The organism is Herminiimonas sp. KBW02, from assembly GCF_003852535.1.
Lineage (GTDB): Bacteria > Pseudomonadota > Gammaproteobacteria > Burkholderiales > Burkholderiaceae_D > Oxalicibacterium.
On record NZ_QAJP01000008.1, the window covers coordinates 202,670 to 220,973 of the forward strand.

Sequence of the window (18,304 nt, forward strand, 5' to 3'; positions counted from 1 at the left end):
AAAGCACATTCTACACAGGGGCGTCTCCATCGGCCTCGCCAATTTGCAAATTCGATGGAAAAGATGTGTATGCAGCGCCCCTGTGCGAGTCAAGGTTGCACCGTTGTTGTAATCGGATAACGCGCAAGGGTGTTGGTCAAGAATGTTTGGATTGTTAGGATAAGTCCGGCAAGCTCGCCGTTTAATGGCAAGCTTGCTGGTTGATAAAGTTGAAACTGTTTGCCGATTCTGCCCATGCTCTGTATGGCTCAACCAATTTGCTCACCACTCGCGATTGTGTTTGTAGCGCTCGATTCAATCGACGCGCACGATGCAGATCAAGTGCGCATTCGGCATCCGCTTCACTTTATCCGCGCCCCGTTGTGACTACAGCGCATTTGCGCTAAGTATCACACACCAAGGCAATTCCCTCCCCAAACCTTCCTGCCCCGCGTACATCCCTGTACTGTTGCTGTAGATGGCGCATATCGCCGTTGATGCCACATAGAAACGCACTGTAGAACTGCAGCTTGCTGCGAATTTTCCCGATAGCCATAGCTGTCGCCACTATTCGCTTCACGCAGAACACACGCTTGCGATTCGCTTGTGCCTCGATGGTTATATGTAGTGCTACTGCACATAAAAAAACGGCCTTAGAGCCACGGAGCACTTACATGAAACGCATGTTATTTAATGCAACACAGCAAGAAGAATTGCGTGTTGCCATTGTCAATGGGCAAAAACTCATCGACATCGATATCGAAACAACCGGACGCGAACAACGCAAGTCCAACATATATAAAGGCGTCATCACCCGCATCGAGCCTTCGCTCGAAGCCTGCTTTGTCAGCTACGGTGAAGATCGTCACGGCTTTCTGCCATTCAAGGAAGTCGCCCGCACCTACTTCAAGGAAGGCGTCGATGTCCGTAACGCCTCGATTAAAGATGCGTTGCGCGAAGGCCAGGAAATCATGGTCCAGGTCGAAAAGGAAGAGCGCGGCAACAAAGGCGCGGCACTCACCTCCTTCATCTCGCTGGCTGGCCGCTACCTAGTCCTGATGCCGAACAACCCACGTGGTGGCGGTGTATCGCGTCGCGTCGAAGGTGAAGATCGCCAGGAACTGCGCGAAACCATGGACAAGCTGGACTTGCCGCAAGGCATGTCTGTCATTGCCCGTACCGCTGGTATCGGCCGCAATGTCGATGAATTGCAATGGGATTTGAACTACCTGATGCAATTGTGGCGTGCGATTGAAGGTGCTGGTCAATCCGGCGGCGGCGCATTCCTGATTTACCAGGAATCCTCGCTGGTCATCCGCGCAATCCGCGATTACTTCCAGCCTGATATCGGTGAAATCCTCATCGATACTGACGAAATCTACGAACAAGCTCAGCAGTTCATGAGCCACGTCATGCCGGACATGGTGCACCGTGTGAAGCGCTACCGCGACGACGTGCCACTGTTCTCCCGCTTCCAGATCGAACATCAGATCGAAACCGCGTACTCGCGTACCGTTCCGCTGCCATCCGGCGGCGCGATCGTCATCGATCACACCGAAGCCCTGGTCTCCGTCGACGTCAACTCGGCGCGTGCTACCCGCGGCAGCGACATCGAAACCACAGCCTTCCATACCAACTGTGAAGCAGCTGAAGAAGTTGCCCGTCAATTGCGCTTGCGCGATCTGGGTGGCCTCATCGTCATCGACTTCATCGACATGGAAAACGCCAAGAACCAGCGTGAAGTCGAAACCCGTCTGAAAGACGCACTGCACTACGATCGTGCACGTGTACAAATGGGCAAGATCTCGCGTTTCGGCCTGATGGAATTGTCGCGCCAACGTCTGCGCCCATCCTTGTCCGAAGGCAGCCATGTAACCTGCCCGCGTTGCAACGGCACCGGCCACATCCGCGATACCGAATCGTCCGCATTGCAAGTCCTGCGCATCATCCAGGAAGAAGCAATGAAGGAAAACTCGGCGTCCATCCATGTTCAGGCACCAGTCGACGTGGCAGCTTTCCTGCTCAACGAAAAACGTGGCGAAATCCTGAAGATCGAAACACGTCACCGCGTTTCCGTCATCCTGATCCCGAACAAGCATCTGGAAACACCACACTACAAGCTGGAACGCATCAAACACGACGATCCACGCCTGGAAGAAACACAAGCCAGCTACGCGATGACGGAAGAAGCAGACACCGACATCAGCTACGGCAAACGTCAAAAAGAAGAAAGCAAGCCACGCCAGGAAGCCATGGTCAAAGGCATTACGCCGGATCAGCCAGCGCCTATCGTGGAACGCAAACCGGCAGAAGCCGCCAAAGCAGCGCCTGTTGAATCCAAAGGTTTCTTCCAGAAACTGTTTGCCTTCCTCGGCGGCGGTGCTGAACAGCCGAAAGCGGCAGCAGCCCAGCCAGTAGCAGAAGACAAACAGCAACGTAACCGTGAACGCGGTGAGCGCAATAATGCGAACGGTGGTCGCAATCAACGTAACCGCAGCCGCGGTGGTCGTGGTCGTGATCGTGAAGAGCGCGAAGAAACAGCTAAACCAGCTCAAGCACCAGCCGCAGCGGAAACACAACAAGCCCGCCCGCCACGCCCACCGCGTGAGCCACGCGAGCCGCGTGAACCACGTGAAGGCAATGCTGAAGGTCAACAAGGTCGTCGTGAACGCACACCGCGTCCGCCACGCGAAGAACGCAAGGAAGTTGTTGAGGATTCGGCATTGTTGCAAGGCGCAGTAATTGCTGCCAGCGTTGCACCTAACCGCAACCCGGCTCCAGCCAGCGAAGCAACTGAAGCAGTCGTGGTACTGGATGCAAACGGCATCCCTGTTCCAGCCGCTGAAGGCGAAGAACAGCCACGTCGTCGTCGCCGTCGCGGTGGTCGCAACCGTAATCGTCGCGATCGTGACAATACCGAAGCAGGTGCTGAAAACGAAGGTAGCGAAGATGGCGTAAGCGCATCACAAGAAGACGCAGAACAAAGCGCTGCGGCACCACAAGCTCAGGCCCAGGAAGCTGCTCCGGTCGTCGTCAGCGAAGCTGTCGCAACTGAAGCACCAGTCAGCGCCCTCACCGCAGCAATCGCGGCGCCGGTGGCACCGCAGGAAGTAGCCAAAGTTGAAGGTGAAGTCGCTGTACCTGCAGTCGTATTTGTCCCTGCTCCTGCAGCAGCGCCAGTCGTGGAAGCGGCTCCGGCAGTGGTAGCGGCACCAATAGCAGTGGTCGCAGAAGTTGTAGCAGAAGCTGCACCGGTCGCAGCACCAGTTGAAGCTGCTCCAGTAATAGCTGAACCCGCTCCGGCACCGGTTGCTGCCGCACCAGTCGTTGCACCAGCGCCAGTCGCACCTGCTCCTGCACCAGTTGCCGCAGTTGCACCTGTCGCAGCAGCACCGGCAACAGACAACCTGACAGCGGTTCTGGAAGCTGCAGGCCTGGTACTGGCTTCTACCAACCCTGAAAAGCTGCGTGCTGCTCAGGAAGAAGCTGCCAAGTATGTAGCACCGCCACGCGTACCGCGCGAACGCAAACCATTGCCGCCGCAATCCACTGAACCACTGGTTCAGATGGAAACGAAACGGTAATAAGTAAAAAGGGAGCTTCGGCTCCCTTTTTTATTGTTGGTCTGGTTTGCGTGTTGATGATGCTGAGTCTTTTCTCTCTTCGTGGAGAGAAAACCGAATCAGCAACACCAAACCACAAACCAAACAACCAATAAAAAAAGCCGCCCAATACATCCGAGCGGCACGTCCATTTCCTCGAAACTAAACGAGAAAAACCTACATCAGGCAGCAATCCGCTCCTGCGTCAGCGCTTCAATTTTCTGCAAGCGCGCAATCGTATCCGCACAAGCATGCGCCGCTTCCTTACCCTTCACCAGGAAGTGCTGGAAGAAGAAGTTTTGATGCTCATCGTGCGAATGGAAATGATGCGGTGTCAGCACTGCAGAAATGACCGGCACTTCTGTTTCAAGTTGCACCTGCATCAGGCCACTGATGACTGCCTGCGATACAAACTCATGGCGATAGACGCCGCCATCCACTACCAGGCCCGTACCGACCACAGCCGCGTAACGACCAGTCTTGGCCAATACTTTGGCGTGCAGCGGGATTTCAAATGCGCCGGCGACTTCAAAGAAATCGATGCTGTCTTCGGTATAGCCGCGTTCGGCCATTTCAGCGATGAATGCGATACGGCATTGATCAACAATTTCCTTGTGCCAGCTGGCTTGTATGAAGGCGATACGACGTACTGCTGATTTAGATTTGATATCTATAGCTTGTTGCGTGTGTGGCATGTGAAACTCCTGTTTGCAAATGAAATGCAGGGCGTACAGGAATGGCAAAGCGCACGTTACCGTGCGTGTAAAGTCATTCCGTTCTCTATCATCCGGACTATGACCGTCGGCCTCGGGATCACACCGAGTCTGCTGACCTTGTTGAAGTTGTCTGCAGAAAGCAGACAGAGGACTCCAGCAAGCGCTCGCGGGCTATACGCCTAAACGTAATTACCGCCGGTGGGGAATCGCACCCCGCCCCGAGAACGTTAAACTGATGCGAGGTATGCGCGGATACGTCAGCACACACATCGCATCAGATGTCGACAATTTATCATGATTTAAAAAAGGCTGCAGGCGAGCAACGAATTTGCAAGATGCCTGCTATTCCGCGGCTACTCTTTCTCGTCCAGCAGATCGCCCAAAGGCAGGTCCACACCGAGCAATTGCTGCGCGGCTTCACTCGGCAAGGCTTCGACTGATTTAAGTTTGCGCGTCATCTGACGGCTGCGTGTTTCAGCCTGTTCGATATTCTTGGCAGCACGCTCCAGCGTAGTCTTGGTCGCTGCCAGTACATCGCCAAATTTGCCGAATTCAGTTTTAACCGCGCCCAGTACTTGCCACACTTCGGACGAACGTTTTTCCAGCGCCAGCGTACGGAAGCCCATCTGCAAGCTATTCAGCAAAGCAGACAAAGTCGATGGACCAGCGATGCTGATGCGATGCGTGCGCTGCAGATCATCTGCCAGGCCAGGGCGACGCATGACTTCTGCGTACAAACCTTCAGTTGGCAGGAACAGGATCGCAAAGTCGGTGGTTAATGGCGGCGACAAATACTTCTCGGCGATTTTCTTCGCCTCAAAGCGCACTACCCGCTCCAGCTCACGTCCTGCCAGCAACACGCCATCTGCATCGGCGCGATCAGCAGCTTCGGCCAGACGTTCATATTGTTCTTTCGGGAATTTCGCATCAATAGGCATCCAGATCGGTGTCTGACCATCGTCAGTACCTGGCAGCTTGATCGCGAATTCGACACGCTCACCGGAACGCGGAACGGTTTCCACATTCTTCGCGTACTGATCCGGTGTTAACACCTGTTCCAGCAACATTTCCAGTTGCACTTCACCCCAGGTACCGCGTGTTTTGACATTCGTCAGCACGCGCTTGAGATCGCCCACACCGATCGCCAGTTGCTGCATCTCGCCCAGGCCCTGATGAACTTTCTCGAGGCGATCCGAAACCAGCTTGAAGGACTCACCCAGGCGTTGCTCCAGCGTCGCATGCAGCTTCTCATCGACGGTCTTACGCATCTCTTCCAGGCGTGTACCGTTATCGGTTTGCAAGTCCTTGATCTTGGCTTCCAGCGTCGCACGCACTTCAGCCATGCGTTGCGCATTCGATTCGGTCAGCGTGCTCAAGGTTTGATTCAGCGTATCGCCGAAATTCTTTAATGCAGTCGCCTGCTCTTCGCGTCCGGCTTGCGCTTGCGCACCTATCGCCAGGCGCATCGCTTCCAGCTGCTGGGCATTCGCTTCATTCAGCTTGGCCAGTTGCTGTGCAAAGGAATCGATCTGATTGTTTTGCAGTGTCGCGACGCTGGTGAGCTGGGTCGCCAACGCTTGCTGGAATTGCGTAAAGTTATTACCTAATTCCTGCCGTGTCGATTGCGCAGTTGATTGCACTTGCTCACGCAGCTCACGCTCCATGCGTTCAGCGCCTTGTTGCTGATGCACTTTAATTTCATTCTGCAGTTGCGTTAATTGCGGTGTGATATCGGTGCTGCGCGCGCGCAGCATGACCACTATCTGCAGCACGATGATGACTGCAGCAAGCACTGCCAGGATAATGAAATGCAGTTGGGTCATGATTGGACTTTATTCGGGTGTAACGGCAGAGAAAACGGCAGGATGCTTAACCGTGCGTATTACGCATCCAGTCGGCGGTGTCATAAAACGCTTGTTGCAAACGTTTTTGGATACGTTCTTCGATGCCGACATCCTGCATCGCGGTTTCCATGCAACGCAACCACTGGTCACGTTCATCGGTCGCAATGGCATAAGGCAGATGGCGTGCACGCAAGCGCGGGTGGCCAAAGCGTTCGACAAACATATTCGGACCGCCGGTCCAGCCGGACAGGAACCAGTAAAGTTTGTCGCGCGAACCTTCGAGCGTGGTCGGGTGCATCTTGCGTATGCCGGCATAAGCCGGCTCGAGATCCATCAAGTCATAAAACCGGTCTACCAGTTCGCGTACCTTGGCGTCGCCGCCTATCATTTCATAGATAGTTGCAGGCTGAGTTTCTTGTTCAGTAGTCATAGCCAGCATGATACCGCATCGCTATTCGATACGGCATCACGCCCATGAAAATCAGGCTTCGCGCAGGGTCTGTAACGGCGGTTGCTTGAGGACATGGCGCAAACCTACCCAGCCACCGATAAAGGCGCACGCAGCGCCGATTCCCAGGCCTGCCAGCCACACCACCGGGCTGAACATCCATTCGAAGTCGAACACAAAATGCGCCAGACTCCAGCCGACTGCGGTCGCTCCCGTTGCCGCCAGCAAACCTGCCAGGCCACCCACCAGCGCAAACTCGATCCATTGCGATTGCGACAACTGCTTGCGTGTCGCGCCCAATGCCCGTAACAAGCCCGCCTCGCGGGTACGCTGATCCTGCGAACTGGCCAGCGCCGCATACAAGACCAGCATGCCGGATGCCAGTGTGAACAGGAACAGGAATTCAACAGCTGTCACCACCTGGTCTATCACGTCCTGCACCTGCTTCAGCATGCTGCCGATATCGACCACAGTCAGGTTAGGGAAATCACGCGTCAATTGGTTTTCCAGTCCGCTATTCGTCTGCGGCAGATGGAAGGCCGTGATCCATGTTTGCGGCATATCCTTCATCGCAGCCGGATTGATGATGACAAAGAAATTCACCCGCATCGAACCCCACTCCAGCTTACGCAAGCTGGTAATCGGTACGTCTATGGTTTCGCCTGCGACATCGAATTTCAAATGATCACCCAGCTTCAGGTTCAGCGTCTTGGCCAGGCCGACTTCGACTGAGGCTTCCGGTTTGCTGTTGTCATACCAGCGTCCGGCGGTGATTTCATTTTGCTCAGGAATCTTGAGCATGGTCGACAGATTGAACTCCCGGTCAACCAGACGCTTGGCGCGATCTTCGATGAAGGTATCGCCGGTAATCTCCTTGCCGTTAATGGCCAGCAAGCGCCCCCTTATCATCGGATAAAGATCATTCCCGGCAATATTGTTCTGTGCCAGACGTGCTTCTATCTGCGCTTTCTGCTCAGGTTGGATATTAATTACAAAACGATTCGGCGCGTCCGGCGGCGTCGCATTGCGCCAGGCAGAAACCAGATCGCCGCGTATTACCGTCAGCAACAACAAAGCCATCAAACCCAAAGCCAGTGCCACGACTTGTACCACCGTCGCGCCAGGACGTCGCTGCAAGGCCGTCACGGCAAAACGCCAGCCCGGATGATTGATCAAGCCACGCAAGGATTGCAAAGACTTCAGTGCAAACCAGCTAATCACCGCAAAGCCTGCCAGGCCACCGAGAAAACCTGCTGCCGTCAGCAAACCCAGCTTCACATTCCCCGCTTGCCACAACAGCAAGCCGACAAAGGTCAGTAGACCCAGTGCGTAGGTTGCTATCGTGATTGGCTGCGGCATGTCCTGTTCACGACGAATCACACGATTGTGCGGCACGTTGCGTAACTGCAGGATAGGCGGCACCGCAAAGCCGATCAGCAGCAGCAAACCGGTTACGATGCCCTGCACCGCAGGCAGAAAGGACGCCGCAGGCAACACATTTGTCACCAGCTTGCCCAACCATTCAATCAACACAAAATGCGCAGCAAAACCGATCGCAGCACCCAGCGCGCTGCCCACCAAACCAACGATCAGGAATTCAATCAGGTACAAGCTGGTCACCTGATTCTGCGTCATGCCAAGGCAACGCAGCATTGCGCAGGCATCCACATGGCGCAGCATGAAGCGACGTGCCGCCATTGCGACTGCAACCGCGGCCAGCATCGCCGACAGCAAGCCAACCAATGACAGAAATTGCTCGGCGCGTTCCAGCGTCGCGCGCATTTCCGGACGTCCGGATTCCAGTGATTCGGTGCGCACTCCCTTGAGGTTTTGCTTCTCTATCTGCTCCTGCACCTGCTTATCGAAAGCGCTGACATCAGCCTGCTTGCCGGCGACCAACAAGCGATAGCTGACACGTGAACCGTTCTGCACCAAATTGGTTGCAGCCAGATCAGTTTGTGCCAGCATCACACGTGGCGCGAAGTTCATGAAGCCTGCACCACGGTCCGGCTCAAAGTGGAGCACCTTGGCAATCGTGAACGTTTTATCTCCCAGCTTGAGCGGACTACCGACGGCGACGCTCAGGCTTTCCAGAATGCCCGGATCTACCCATACCGTACCCGCCGCAGGGATGACATCTGTCACCTCACCCTCACCAACCGGCACATCCGCCACTTTCAATTTGCCGCGCAGCGGATAACCGGTCGTCACGGCCTTGATCGAAGCCAGCTTGGATACTGCCTGCTCACCTTCACCGGCAATTGCCATACTCGGGAACACGGTCGTATCTGCAAGTTGCAAACCGCGTTGCTGCGCCTCTTTGCGCATGGCCGTGGCTATCGGTTCATCGGCTCGTATCACTAGGTCGGCACCCAGCAATTGATGTGCGTCGCGATTCAGACCGGCACGCATGCGATCAACAAAGAAGCCGACGGAAGATAAAGCAGCCACCGCAACAATCAGCGACACCAGCAGGAAACGCAGTTCACCGGCACGCCAGTCGCGTTGCGTCATACGTAGGGATTGCACAAACATGAGTTCAGGCACTTTCTAAAAAACAGCAACGACAGCCGCAACGGGTATGACAAAACGGCAAACCCGCAGTGCTAAAGAATTCTGATGGGAAAGACATCAGCAGAGCCAGTCTGCTGAGTTGGGCTTATCCAGGCCAGGTTGCATAAGACTAACTTAAAAATGCCTATCTTGTGGCGGGCGGGCAAAACCGCAATGTTGGCCACGGGCAAATGGAATTTTTGCCAGTCGGCAGAGTCGGTACTATATTAAGGATAGCGTACTCAAGATAACGTCAGCACGCATGCTTAAGCCCAAATGTACATGGCCGGAAGCTGCAGCGTACATCTGCCGCCGTCCCATAGAAAAAAGGATGATCGCATGACTGTTACCAGAAACAAATTCGGGGTTCCACAGTATCCGCTGGATGATGCGCGCAGATTATTTGTACTGGCTTCCGCAATCGATTTACTGGAACGCCCTACTCCGACTGCCATCGACGATCTGACCGGCATCGACAAAAGTTCGATTGATGAACAAGTCGATAAACTGCGCGAACAGTACGGCATGATCATCCACAAATTTGGCGATATCTACCGCATCGAGTCGTGGGGCGAGGTCCTGAACAAGGATAGCGTGGCGAAAGCAATGCAACACGATGCCTGACATCTTGCGTATCGACTATTTACGCACAGCCTTCACCTTGGGTTGCGGCGTCCCCGACCAGGTCAGTTCATACGCCTGACCGCGTCGCACATTCCCTACCAGCGCAGGACGGAAGCAAGCCAGATTGGTACCGCCCGCATGCCGTACACTGGGATAAATAATCCCCAGCGAACCTGCTTCCAATAATTGCACTGCCAGTTTTTGCGACGCCAGGTAGCTATCAGGCACCAGGCATTTGGCATAACGCGCAGCACCGCGTAGGTCATGGAATTCGCTATTGAAATCTGCCAGCAACACCTGATAACGCACGCTATCGTCAAAGCGGTCTATCTCGTAATACTCGACAGTTTTATGAAAGACGATTTCATCCAGAGCCGTCTGCAACTCGAAAGCGCAATACCACGCACCCCGCTCATCCGTGTTGAAACGACTCCCTTCCGGTCGCGCATAGGTGTAGGCCGCATTGATCATGCGAAAGTTAGGCACGCCAAATACCAGCTCATCCACGCCTATGCCGGTAGCACCGCCATGCTCGGCGATCAGGCGCGCATTGGTTGCATTATCAAGCTCAAAGATATCGGCCAGATGCCCGGCATCTTCAGAAAGCGCAAGCAGTACTGAATCTTCTTTATCGACAAAACGCGAAGGGATTAAACGGCAGGTATCAAACTGACGCAATTGCACTAGCGGCAGTGACGCCATCACAAACCTCCGCGTCGCGCATCCAGTAATTTACGTACGGTCTGCATCGCGAGTAAGCCACCGGCCTGCATATAAACCAGCGGCGAGAGGCCAGAGAAAATCACGTTTTTATTCGGCAGGCTGACCCATTCATCTGCCAACTTATCGCCGTACAAAATGTGCAATGCCTTATAGATACCTATCAAGTAGGAAATGCGCGTGATGCGATCGACCTCAAGCAGACGATCAGGATTCTTTTTCCACTCGTAGAAGGCACTGCTGGATAAACCACCCAACAACTCGCGGGCATCTTCGTCGCGCAACTTCCATGCAGCGGCCAGCAAGAAGAAACCTTTGAGCGCGGAACGGGACAAACGCTCTCTTTCTGACTTCGCGTTCAGATCCACCAGCGCTGCTGGCTCAAATCGACTCTTCGGATAGGCGTATGCTGCACTCATGATTTCCTCCATATATGGATATAATATACTCCGAATATGGAATTTCAAGTTTACCCCATGCCATGCCAAATCTAGGAAAGCATGTATATTCCCGTGCATATGCATGAATGGATTGATTTCTATGCGCAAATGATTGCCTCTTTGATCGTGATTATGCGCATATGTATAGTCTTTGCATGACTATAGGAGACCGCCTGGATCAGGCCATGAAGGCAGCGCGCATCAAATCGCAAAGCGAACTCGCCCGACTTTCCGGCGTACCGCAAGCGACGATTAGCCGCATCCTGAAAGCCGTCGGTAGTAAAGGTCCGGAAACCGAAACCATCAAAAAGCTGGCAAAGGCTTGCCGGGTTTCGTTCTCATGGCTGAACGAAGGCGTGAATGATCCGGACTCACCAGAAGTCGCTACAGACAGTTATCCTGCTATGGATAAACGCATAGCGCATGCAGTCAAGCTGATGCAGCAAATGTCGGAATATCAGCTCAATCAAATGATCAAAATCATCGATACCATTGCCGAACCCATGCACGGCAACGGCTCGGACAAACCAGGCTCCAATAGCTAATCCCCTGCCCCGCGACAACGTCTCCCGGTCGCCACACCACCACTCTCACGATGCCATTTGTCGCCTTCGCACAGTTGAGCGACATTCTTCCAGACTAGTCCCGCGTAATTTCTTCATTAAAAGATCCATTATTCTATTCATTCACGAATAGAACATCAGCTAGCACGGATACTCACCAAATCAATATGCTGCTCTGAAGAATTGCAGATCAGCCGACATGCTTACAACTGAAAAGCGAGACTCATGAAGAAACCCGTACACCGATATTCTCCTCGCCCTGGCAGCAAGGTCGCAGAAGCAATCGATGCACTCAGCAAGGGGCCAATGACGCCCAAGGAATTGGCCAAGGTATTGCAACGCGAAAGTTCTGCGATCAATACCCTGCTGTTGCGGGCACTTACGCACGAAGCCATCATCAAGGTGAAGGACACTCGTGGCCGCCTCTACTTCGCAGCTCCCGATACGGTCCTGGAAGGACAATTTATCGCGGTCAATATGCATGACGCAGTGACCGGCAGCGTCGATACACCATCGAAACAAAACATCCTGCAATTGCAGATCGCTTCATCCGGAAAAGTACCTGCCCTCATATCATCCAATGTGCATGCAATCAACGGCCATGAAAATGGCGAAAAATATACGACTGAGCACGCAGAGTCACCACCACCTGGCATCAACCCGACGTCCCCACCCGTCATTGCAGGTTTGTTTTCTGACGGTGAGCTGACCGTCTCGATAGGCGGCGAATGTCTGCAACTCGATACTGCGCAACGTCAGCAACTTTATGCCTATCTGCACAAGATCAGGTACCTCGAATAACACCATCAAAACTGCCTAACTGACACGTCACAACGTATCAATTTGGTGCACTTCTTATAAAGCCCCTATTAAAAATAGTCGGGCTTTATTTCATTTGAGGTTTTTTATCAAAAACCGTCGCAAATCCGCATCAAATCTCATATTTATGGGAGCGTTTATTTCCATACAGCATGGTAGCTTCATAAAAATTTCCTCGCGGCATCACGCATTTTTCTAGTCTATGGACCACTTTTTTTCACAAACGCGTTTCGTACTCATCATCACTCAGCGAAGAATTTCAATGACGTACATTGGGAGATAACGATGTTTGCAAATATGAAGGTAGGAACCAAGCTCAGCCTCGGATTCGGCATCACTGTACTGCTCACATTGCTGATCGCGATATTCGCCTTAATGCGAATAAACCAGATCGACGGTGTCATAGCCGCACAGAACGAAATTCGCACCCAGCAACTTGAACGCCTCTACACTGCGCGCGAGGCACTGGGCCAGACTGGCCTCGCGGCGCGTAACGCGTATATCTTTACGAACAAGGCAGACGCTGTAAAAGAGCTAGACATCCTGGATGCGCAAAAAGCCATCTACCTGGATGCCCTGGCACAGATGACACCCCATTTCAAAGGCGACGCCAACTTTGAAAAAGTCAGCACAGGTTTGCTGACCATGGCAGAAGAACTCAAACGCCCGCGTCAGTTCCGCGATGCGGATCAAATGGAAGCCTTCGGCAAATTTCTCGTCAATGAATGCAGTCCCTTGCGTCGACAAATCGTTGCAGACATCGGTGTTGTCGTCACCTCGATGCAGAAAATAGTCGAAGCAAAAAGTAATGAAGCCAACCTCGCTGCCAAACAATCCATCACCGTCATCATCGCGATCTCAGCCGTTGCGCTGCTCCTGAGCATAGGCCTGGGCATCTTCATCAGCCGCTCGATTACGCGTCCGCTGAACGAAGCAGTGCTGGTTGCACAAACCGTAGCCAGCGGCGATCTGACCAGCAAAATCGAAGTCAAATCCAAAGATGAAACCGGCCAGTTGCTGCAGGCGCTGAAGAACATGAACCAAAGCCTGATCGGCATCGTCGATGAGGTCCGCAGCGGCACCTCCACCATGGCCACGGCATCTAACCAGATCGCCAGCGGCAATATGGATCTCTCTTCGCGTACAGAAGAACAAGCCAGCTCACTGGAAGAAACTGCCTCGTCGATGGAAGAACTCACCTCTACCGTCAGACAAAATGCAGATAACGCACGTCAGGCGAATAGCCTGTCCTTGTCGGCTTCCGAAATAGCAATCAAAGGCGGCAACGTCGTCAGCGAAGTCGTCGTCACCATGAACGGCATCAATGACTCCGCCAAGAAAATCACCGACATCATCGGCGTCATCGACGGCATCGCCTTCCAGACCAACATCCTGGCCCTGAATGCGGCAGTCGAAGCGGCACGTGCCGGTGAACAGGGCCGCGGCTTTGCCGTCGTCGCCAGCGAAGTGCGCAATCTGGCACAACGCTCCGCTGCCGCAGCCAAAGAAATCAAGGCACTGATAGACGACTCGGTCGGTCGTGTCGATACCGGCAGCAAACTGGTGGCACAAGCCGGTTCGACCATGACAGAAGTTGTTGACAGCGTAAAACGTGTGACCGACATCATGGCTGAAATCATGGCCGCCAGCGAAGAACAAAGCGCAGGCATAGTACAGGTCAATCAGGCCATCTCGCAAATGGACAACGTCACACAGCAAAATGCGGCACTGGTAGAAGAAGCAGCGGCTGCAGCGGACTCGCTCAAGGATCAGGCGGTCAAGCTTGAGCAAACCGTCAGCGTCTTCAAAATCGACGCCAACGCAGTCCATGTGGAGCAGCAACAGCAGGAAGCGACGCACGCGACACCAGTCCGGCCTGCCCTTACCTCCAAACTATCCAGCATCAAACGCGCGGTATCGCCACCACGCCATCGACTTGCCGTTGTCGCGACGGCAACCGGTATCGATTGAACACAATTCAATTCGGTTTCGGATCAACAAGAGCGGCTACAGTCATTAATCTGACCGGGCCGTAAAAAATAGCAGCAAAGCATTTCCCGCCCTGAGCAATCTCGGCGGGATTTTTTTGTCTGTTGGATTGGAATGGCAGGAACGGAATAATGGCGGAAGCGGTGAGATTCGAACTCACGAACGGGATAAACCGTCGCCAGTTTTCAAGACTGGTGCCTTCAACCACTCGGCCACACTTCCGTTTTGAGATGTTGACGAACAAACCACATCCGTCCGATTTACTACGCATTGCACGAGCGTGCAATTAACCGGCGAAGCAGTCCATCAACTTCCAAGAGGTCGCATTATACCTAACTCCCCTGGAATTGCCGACTGTCCGGCGATTATTTGTTTCAATCCGCCAAAAACATTTCCTGCAAATCATTCAGGAAACGCTGGCCCAGCACCGTCGGCTTGATGGTTTTATGGTCGCGGTAGAGCAAACCCTTGGCTTCGGCCTCGTTCAGCGCCCGCTCCACCGCATTGAGTGGCATACCGGTGCGTTCGGCGAACATGTTGACCTCCACGCCTTCCACCAGACGCATCGCGTTGAGCATAAATTCAAAGCCGAGTTCGTCGCGCGTGATTTCCTTTTCTTCCTGGATAGGATTGCCCAGGCGCATTTGCTCCATATAGCTCTTGGGCTGCTTGTAACGCGCCTGCCGGATCACGCGGTGCGGGAATGACAGTTTGGTGTGCGCTCCGGCACCTATGCCAAGGTAGTCGCCGAACTGCCAGTAGTTGAGGTTATGCCGTGCCTGGCGCTTGGGCTGCGCATAAGCCGAGACTTCGTAGTGCTGGTAACCGGCTGCACTGGTTTCCTGCTCTATCATGTCCTGCATGTCGGCACTGGTGTCGTCATCCGGCACGTTGGGCGGATACTTGGCGAAGACTGTGTTCGGCTCCATCGTCAGGTGATACAGCGATAAATGCGGCGGTGCATAGCTGATCGCCGTTTGCACGTCCTGTCGCGCCTCGTCCAGCGTTTGCGATGGCAACGCATACATCAGGTCGAGATTGAAGTTATCGAAGTTGCTGGCAGCGATGTCCACTGCACGACGTGCTTCGTCGCCGTCATGGATGCGGCCCAATGCCTGCAGATGCCGTGGATTGAAGCTTTGTATCCCTATCGACAGGCGATTGATACCGCTGGTACGGTAGGACTTGAATTTCTCCGCTTCAAAGGTACCCGGGTTAGCTTCCATCGTGATCTCTACCGCCCCGTCCAGCGGCAGCAAGGTGCGGATGTCGGAGAGCAAGCGATCCAGTCCTGCAGCAGACAACAGACTCGGCGTACCGCCACCAATGAAGATCGTATAAATCTTGCGGCCCCAGATCAGTGGCAAGGCCATCTCGAGGTCGGCGCGCAAGGCAGACAGGTATTCATCTTCCGGGAATGCGCCGGTCGCTTCATGCGAGTTGAAATCACAGTACGGACATTTCTTCACGCACCACGGGAAATGCACATACAGCGACAGCGGTGGCAATGCGGTCAGGCTTAATGCACCCGGCTTCAGATAGGTCGTGGCAACGCGTGCCGGTCCCGAGTGATCGAGCGCAGCAGCGACATCGGCGCTGATCGGTTTAATCGGGATCATCGCAATTTTTCTATCAAGGCACGCAAGGCCTGGCCGCGATGCGACAGGCGATTTTTTTCTTCGGCGGTCAGTTCTGCCACGGTTTTTTGCTGTTCCGGCAACCAGAAATAAGCGTCGTAACCAAAGCCGCCCTGCCCGCGTGGTTCTGCCAGCATTTCGCCATTCCAGCGGCCTTCTGCGATTACAGGTTGCGGGTCGTCAGCATGACGCACGAAGACCAGCACGCAATAGTAGTAGGCGGATTTATCCGCGTGCGCGGCGAGGTCCGCGATAAGTTTTTCATTGTTGCGTTGATCTGATTTTGGCTCGCCGGCATAGCGTGCCGAGTACACCCCGGGAGCACCGCCCAGTGCATTGACGCAGACACCAGAGTCGTCGGCGAGTGCCGGTTTGCCGGTCAGGCGTGCGGCGTGGCGGGCTTTGGCGATCGCGTTTTCCACGAAGGTGACATGCGGCTCTTCCGCTTCCGGTACGTTGAATTCGCCCTGCGCATGCACATCAAAATTGATGGACGACAGCAAGGCGCCGAATTCTTTCAATTTACCTGCATTATTAGAGGCGAGGATAAGGGTACGCGACATGATGATCCGAAATTAAAAACGATAAAAAACCCGGCCTCAAATACAGCCGGGTGATTTGACACTGTCCGCTGGGGCCGAGCGCTGCAGCATTTGCATAAAAGCAAGTCCGTGCAGCGCAGGCTCTATTTTACGCAGCTATTGCTAACGCCTGTTTTTGCAGCACGATCAGGTCGCTGATGCCGTCTTGCGCCAGATCCAGCAATTTGTTCATGGTCGCGCGGTCGAAAGCAGCGCCTTCTGCCGTGCCCTGTACTTCGATGAAGTGGCCGGCATCGGTCATGACGATGTTCATATCGGTATCGCAATCCGAGTCTTCCGTGTAATCGAGGTCCAGCACTGGCTGGCCTTTATAAACGCCGACCGAGATCGCAGCCACAAAATGCTTGAGCGGGATTGCCGGGATGACGTTTTGCGCGACCAGTTTGCTGAAGGCGTCGTAAGCGGCAACCATGGTGCCGGTAATCGCTGCGGTACGTGTACCACCGTCAGCCTGAATGACGTCGCAATCCAGATGCAGGGTACGCTCACCAAATCCCTGCAGATCAAAAGCGGCGCGCAATGAGCGACCGATCAGGCGCTGGATTTCCTGGGTACGACCGGATTGTTTGCCGCGTGCCGCTTCGCGATCCATGCGTGTGTGTGTCGAACGTGGCAGCATGCCATATTCAGCTGTCAACCAGCCCTGGCCTTTGCCCTTGAGGAAGCCGGGCACGCGGTCTTCGATGCTGGCGGTGCAGATGACTTTGGTATCGCCGCATTCGATCAGGACCGAACCCTCGGCGTGCTTGGTGTAGTTACGGGTCAGTTTGATGGCGCGCAAGGCATCAGCGGCGCGTCCGCTGGGACGATTTTCATACGACATGTGGCTTTAATTCCTGGAAGTGATACGTGATGATTTATCGATAGCGTTGCGGATTTCCTCAATCGCTTTTTCGATTTCTGAATCGTTATAGGTGTCTGCATTTTCCAGATCGAGGTGCCGCGGCGCCTGGATCGTGGTGGTGACACTGCCTATCGGCAAGGTGTGCGTGGTGATGGTGCTGTTGCCATGCAGGTTTTCGCTGCTTTCCCACATCATCGCCAGAGCGGTGACATTATCCCCTGTTTTACCGGCGATGCCAGTAGCAGTCGTGAGTAATTCAGGAACTGCACGCACGATGGTGTTGTTATGCAGACGCTGCGCCAGTTCGTGATCCGGCAGCACCGACCACAAGCCGTCCGAGCACAGCAGCATGATGTCGCCCGCCTGCAGGCTGGCACGGCGCGAGATTTCGACGATGGGCATGTTCGGCGCACCGAGGCAGTTGAACAACTTATTGCGCTCCGGATGCGTATCGCGCTCCGATGGATCAACCTTGCCTTGTGCAATCAGGGTTTCTATCCGCGAGTGGTCGCGCGTGCGCGCCAGGATCTGGCCGTTACGCATCCAGTACAGACGCGAATCACCGCAATGCGCCCACATCGCACTATTGTGCTGGATCAGGCAGGCGACGATGGTGGTACGCGGTGTTTCCGGCAGATTATTGATGGCGCGGTAGCGATGGATTTCGCGATGCGCGGCAAAGAAACTGTCTTCGAGGAAGCGCTCCGGCTTCTTGACGTAAGGCGTGGCATTTTCCTGGAACAGCGAGGCGATGGTTTGCATCGCAATCTGCGCCGCCATTTCACCCATGATGTGACCACCCATGCCATCGGCTACCAGCAAGAGCAAGGCATCGCGCGTGAAGCTGTAGCCCATGCGGTCCTGGTTGTTCTTGCGACCGCCTATATGGCTTTCTTGGTAGACAGAGAATCGCATGGTTGGGTC

15 protein-coding genes, 1 tRNA gene and 1 riboswitch are annotated in these 18,304 nt (G+C 54.3%); of the genes, 5 read left to right on the forward strand and 11 right to left on the reverse strand.

What is annotated here, in order from left to right; genetic code table 11:
- Positions 1 to 653: 653 nt before the first annotated feature.
- Positions 654 to 3,563 carry an Rne/Rng family ribonuclease gene (locus tag DBR37_RS14240; RefSeq protein ID WP_124575145.1) on the forward strand — a complete coding sequence of 970 codons (2,910 nt, stop codon included), beginning with the start codon at positions 654 to 656 and terminating at the stop codon, positions 3,561 to 3,563.
- 200 nt (positions 3,564 to 3,763) lie between these two features.
- Here the strand turns inward: DBR37_RS14240 and DBR37_RS14245 are convergent, their stop codons facing one another.
- From DBR37_RS14245 to DBR37_RS14260, 4 genes are all read right to left on the reverse strand, one after another.
- Positions 3,764 to 4,276 carry a 6,7-dimethyl-8-ribityllumazine synthase gene (locus DBR37_RS14245; RefSeq protein WP_124575146.1) on the reverse strand — a complete coding sequence of 171 codons (513 nt, stop codon included), beginning with the start codon at positions 4,274 to 4,276 and terminating at the stop codon, positions 3,764 to 3,766.
- A 76-nt stretch (positions 4,277 to 4,352) separates the two neighbouring features.
- A riboswitch (FMN riboswitch) is annotated at positions 4,353 to 4,527 on the reverse strand.
- 123 nt (positions 4,528 to 4,650) lie between these two features.
- Positions 4,651 to 6,120, reverse strand: coding sequence for a DNA recombination protein RmuC (gene rmuC, locus DBR37_RS14250; protein ID WP_199739125.1), 1,470 nt, complete (start codon positions 6,118 to 6,120; stop codon positions 4,651 to 4,653).
- 46 nt (positions 6,121 to 6,166) lie between these two features.
- Positions 6,167 to 6,571, reverse strand: coding sequence for a group II truncated hemoglobin (locus DBR37_RS14255; protein ID WP_175626602.1), 405 nt, complete (start codon positions 6,569 to 6,571; stop codon positions 6,167 to 6,169).
- A gap of 51 nt (positions 6,572 to 6,622) precedes the next feature.
- Positions 6,623 to 9,124: an ABC transporter permease gene (locus tag DBR37_RS14260; protein WP_124575148.1), complete on the reverse strand. Its 2,502-nt coding sequence runs from the start codon at positions 9,122 to 9,124 to the stop codon at positions 6,623 to 6,625.
- Between the two features lie 357 nt (positions 9,125 to 9,481).
- Here DBR37_RS14260 and DBR37_RS14265 point away from each other — a divergent pair, with 357 nt between their 5' ends.
- The gene (locus tag DBR37_RS14265) at positions 9,482 to 9,766 is read left to right on the forward strand and encodes a hypothetical protein (protein WP_124575149.1); all 285 of its coding nucleotides are present in this window, start codon (positions 9,482 to 9,484) and stop codon (positions 9,764 to 9,766) included.
- Between the two features lie 15 nt (positions 9,767 to 9,781).
- Here DBR37_RS14265 and DBR37_RS14270 read toward each other — a convergent pair whose 3' ends face one another.
- Positions 9,782 to 10,468 (reverse strand): RES family NAD+ phosphorylase, encoded by a 687-nt coding sequence (locus DBR37_RS14270; RefSeq protein WP_199739126.1) that lies wholly within the window; start codon positions 10,466 to 10,468, stop codon positions 9,782 to 9,784.
- Positions 10,468 to 10,905 carry an antitoxin Xre/MbcA/ParS toxin-binding domain-containing protein gene (locus DBR37_RS14275; RefSeq protein WP_124575151.1) on the reverse strand — a complete coding sequence of 146 codons (438 nt, stop codon included), beginning with the start codon at positions 10,903 to 10,905 and terminating at the stop codon, positions 10,468 to 10,470. Before DBR37_RS14275 ends, DBR37_RS14270 begins: the two co-directional genes overlap by 1 nt.
- 176 nt (positions 10,906 to 11,081) lie before the next feature.
- On the opposite strand from DBR37_RS14275, the gene DBR37_RS14280 reads away from it, so the two are divergent.
- From DBR37_RS14280 to DBR37_RS14290, 3 genes are all read left to right on the forward strand, one after another.
- Positions 11,082 to 11,471: a helix-turn-helix domain-containing protein gene (locus DBR37_RS14280; protein WP_158610255.1), complete on the forward strand. Its 390-nt coding sequence runs from the start codon at positions 11,082 to 11,084 to the stop codon at positions 11,469 to 11,471.
- 243 nt (positions 11,472 to 11,714) lie between these two features.
- Complete coding sequence (locus tag DBR37_RS14285; RefSeq protein WP_124575153.1) at positions 11,715 to 12,290, forward strand: hypothetical protein; 576 nt, start codon at positions 11,715 to 11,717, stop codon at positions 12,288 to 12,290.
- Between the two features lie 303 nt (positions 12,291 to 12,593).
- Positions 12,594 to 14,279, forward strand: a complete 1,686-nt coding sequence (locus tag DBR37_RS14290) for a methyl-accepting chemotaxis protein (RefSeq protein WP_124575154.1) — start codon at positions 12,594 to 12,596, stop codon at positions 14,277 to 14,279.
- A gap of 150 nt (positions 14,280 to 14,429) precedes the next feature.
- Here the strand turns inward: DBR37_RS14290 and DBR37_RS14295 are convergent.
- The 5 genes from DBR37_RS14295 to DBR37_RS14315 form a co-directional block, all read right to left on the reverse strand.
- A tRNA-Ser gene (locus tag DBR37_RS14295) sits at positions 14,430 to 14,519 on the reverse strand.
- Between the two features lie 152 nt (positions 14,520 to 14,671).
- A complete protein-coding gene (gene hemW / locus DBR37_RS14300; RefSeq protein WP_124575155.1) occupies positions 14,672 to 15,916 on the reverse strand; it encodes a radical SAM family heme chaperone HemW in 1,245 nt (414 codons plus the stop codon).
- Positions 15,913 to 16,497: an RdgB/HAM1 family non-canonical purine NTP pyrophosphatase gene (gene rdgB / locus DBR37_RS14305; protein WP_124575156.1), complete on the reverse strand. Its 585-nt coding sequence runs from the start codon at positions 16,495 to 16,497 to the stop codon at positions 15,913 to 15,915. Before rdgB ends, hemW begins: the two co-directional genes overlap by 4 nt.
- Positions 16,498 to 16,624: 127 nt before the next feature.
- A complete protein-coding gene (gene rph / locus DBR37_RS14310; RefSeq protein ID WP_124575157.1) occupies positions 16,625 to 17,359 on the reverse strand; it encodes a ribonuclease PH in 735 nt (244 codons plus the stop codon).
- 6 nt (positions 17,360 to 17,365) lie between these two features.
- On the reverse strand, positions 17,366 to 18,295 hold the full coding sequence (locus DBR37_RS14315; protein WP_012079188.1) for a PP2C family serine/threonine-protein phosphatase: 930 nt from the start codon (positions 18,293 to 18,295) through the stop codon (positions 17,366 to 17,368).
- Positions 18,296 to 18,304 lie beyond the last annotated feature (9 nt).

What these genes read in the sequence shown, in the direction of transcription:
- DBR37_RS14240 (WP_124575145.1), top strand. Translation starts at nt 654, where the DNA reads ATGAAACGCATGTTATTTAATGCAACACAGCAAGAAGAATTGCGTGTT.
- DBR37_RS14245 (WP_124575146.1), bottom strand. Translation starts at nt 4,276, where the DNA reads ATGCCACACACGCAACAAGCTATAGATATCAAATCTAAATCAGCAGTA.
- rmuC (WP_199739125.1), bottom strand. Translation starts at nt 6,120, where the DNA reads ATGACCCAACTGCATTTCATTATCCTGGCAGTGCTTGCTGCAGTCATC.
- DBR37_RS14255 (WP_175626602.1), bottom strand. Translation starts at nt 6,571, where the DNA reads ATGACTACTGAACAAGAAACTCAGCCTGCAACTATCTATGAAATGATA.
- DBR37_RS14260 (WP_124575148.1), bottom strand. Translation starts at nt 9,124, where the DNA reads ATGTTTGTGCAATCCCTACGTATGACGCAACGCGACTGGCGTGCCGGT.
- DBR37_RS14265 (WP_124575149.1), top strand. Translation starts at nt 9,482, where the DNA reads ATGACTGTTACCAGAAACAAATTCGGGGTTCCACAGTATCCGCTGGAT.
- DBR37_RS14270 (WP_199739126.1), bottom strand. Translation starts at nt 10,468, where the DNA reads ATGGCGTCACTGCCGCTAGTGCAATTGCGTCAGTTTGATACCTGCCGT.
- DBR37_RS14275 (WP_124575151.1), bottom strand. Translation starts at nt 10,905, where the DNA reads ATGAGTGCAGCATACGCCTATCCGAAGAGTCGATTTGAGCCAGCAGCG.
- DBR37_RS14280 (WP_158610255.1), top strand. Translation starts at nt 11,082, where the DNA reads ATGACTATAGGAGACCGCCTGGATCAGGCCATGAAGGCAGCGCGCATC.
- DBR37_RS14285 (WP_124575153.1), top strand. Translation starts at nt 11,715, where the DNA reads ATGAAGAAACCCGTACACCGATATTCTCCTCGCCCTGGCAGCAAGGTC.
- DBR37_RS14290 (WP_124575154.1), top strand. Translation starts at nt 12,594, where the DNA reads ATGTTTGCAAATATGAAGGTAGGAACCAAGCTCAGCCTCGGATTCGGC.
- hemW (WP_124575155.1), bottom strand. Translation starts at nt 15,916, where the DNA reads ATGATCCCGATTAAACCGATCAGCGCCGATGTCGCTGCTGCGCTCGAT.
- rdgB (WP_124575156.1), bottom strand. Translation starts at nt 16,497, where the DNA reads ATGTCGCGTACCCTTATCCTCGCCTCTAATAATGCAGGTAAATTGAAA.
- rph (WP_124575157.1), bottom strand. Translation starts at nt 17,359, where the DNA reads ATGTCGTATGAAAATCGTCCCAGCGGACGCGCCGCTGATGCCTTGCGC.
- DBR37_RS14315 (WP_012079188.1), bottom strand. Translation starts at nt 18,295, where the DNA reads ATGCGATTCTCTGTCTACCAAGAAAGCCATATAGGCGGTCGCAAGAAC.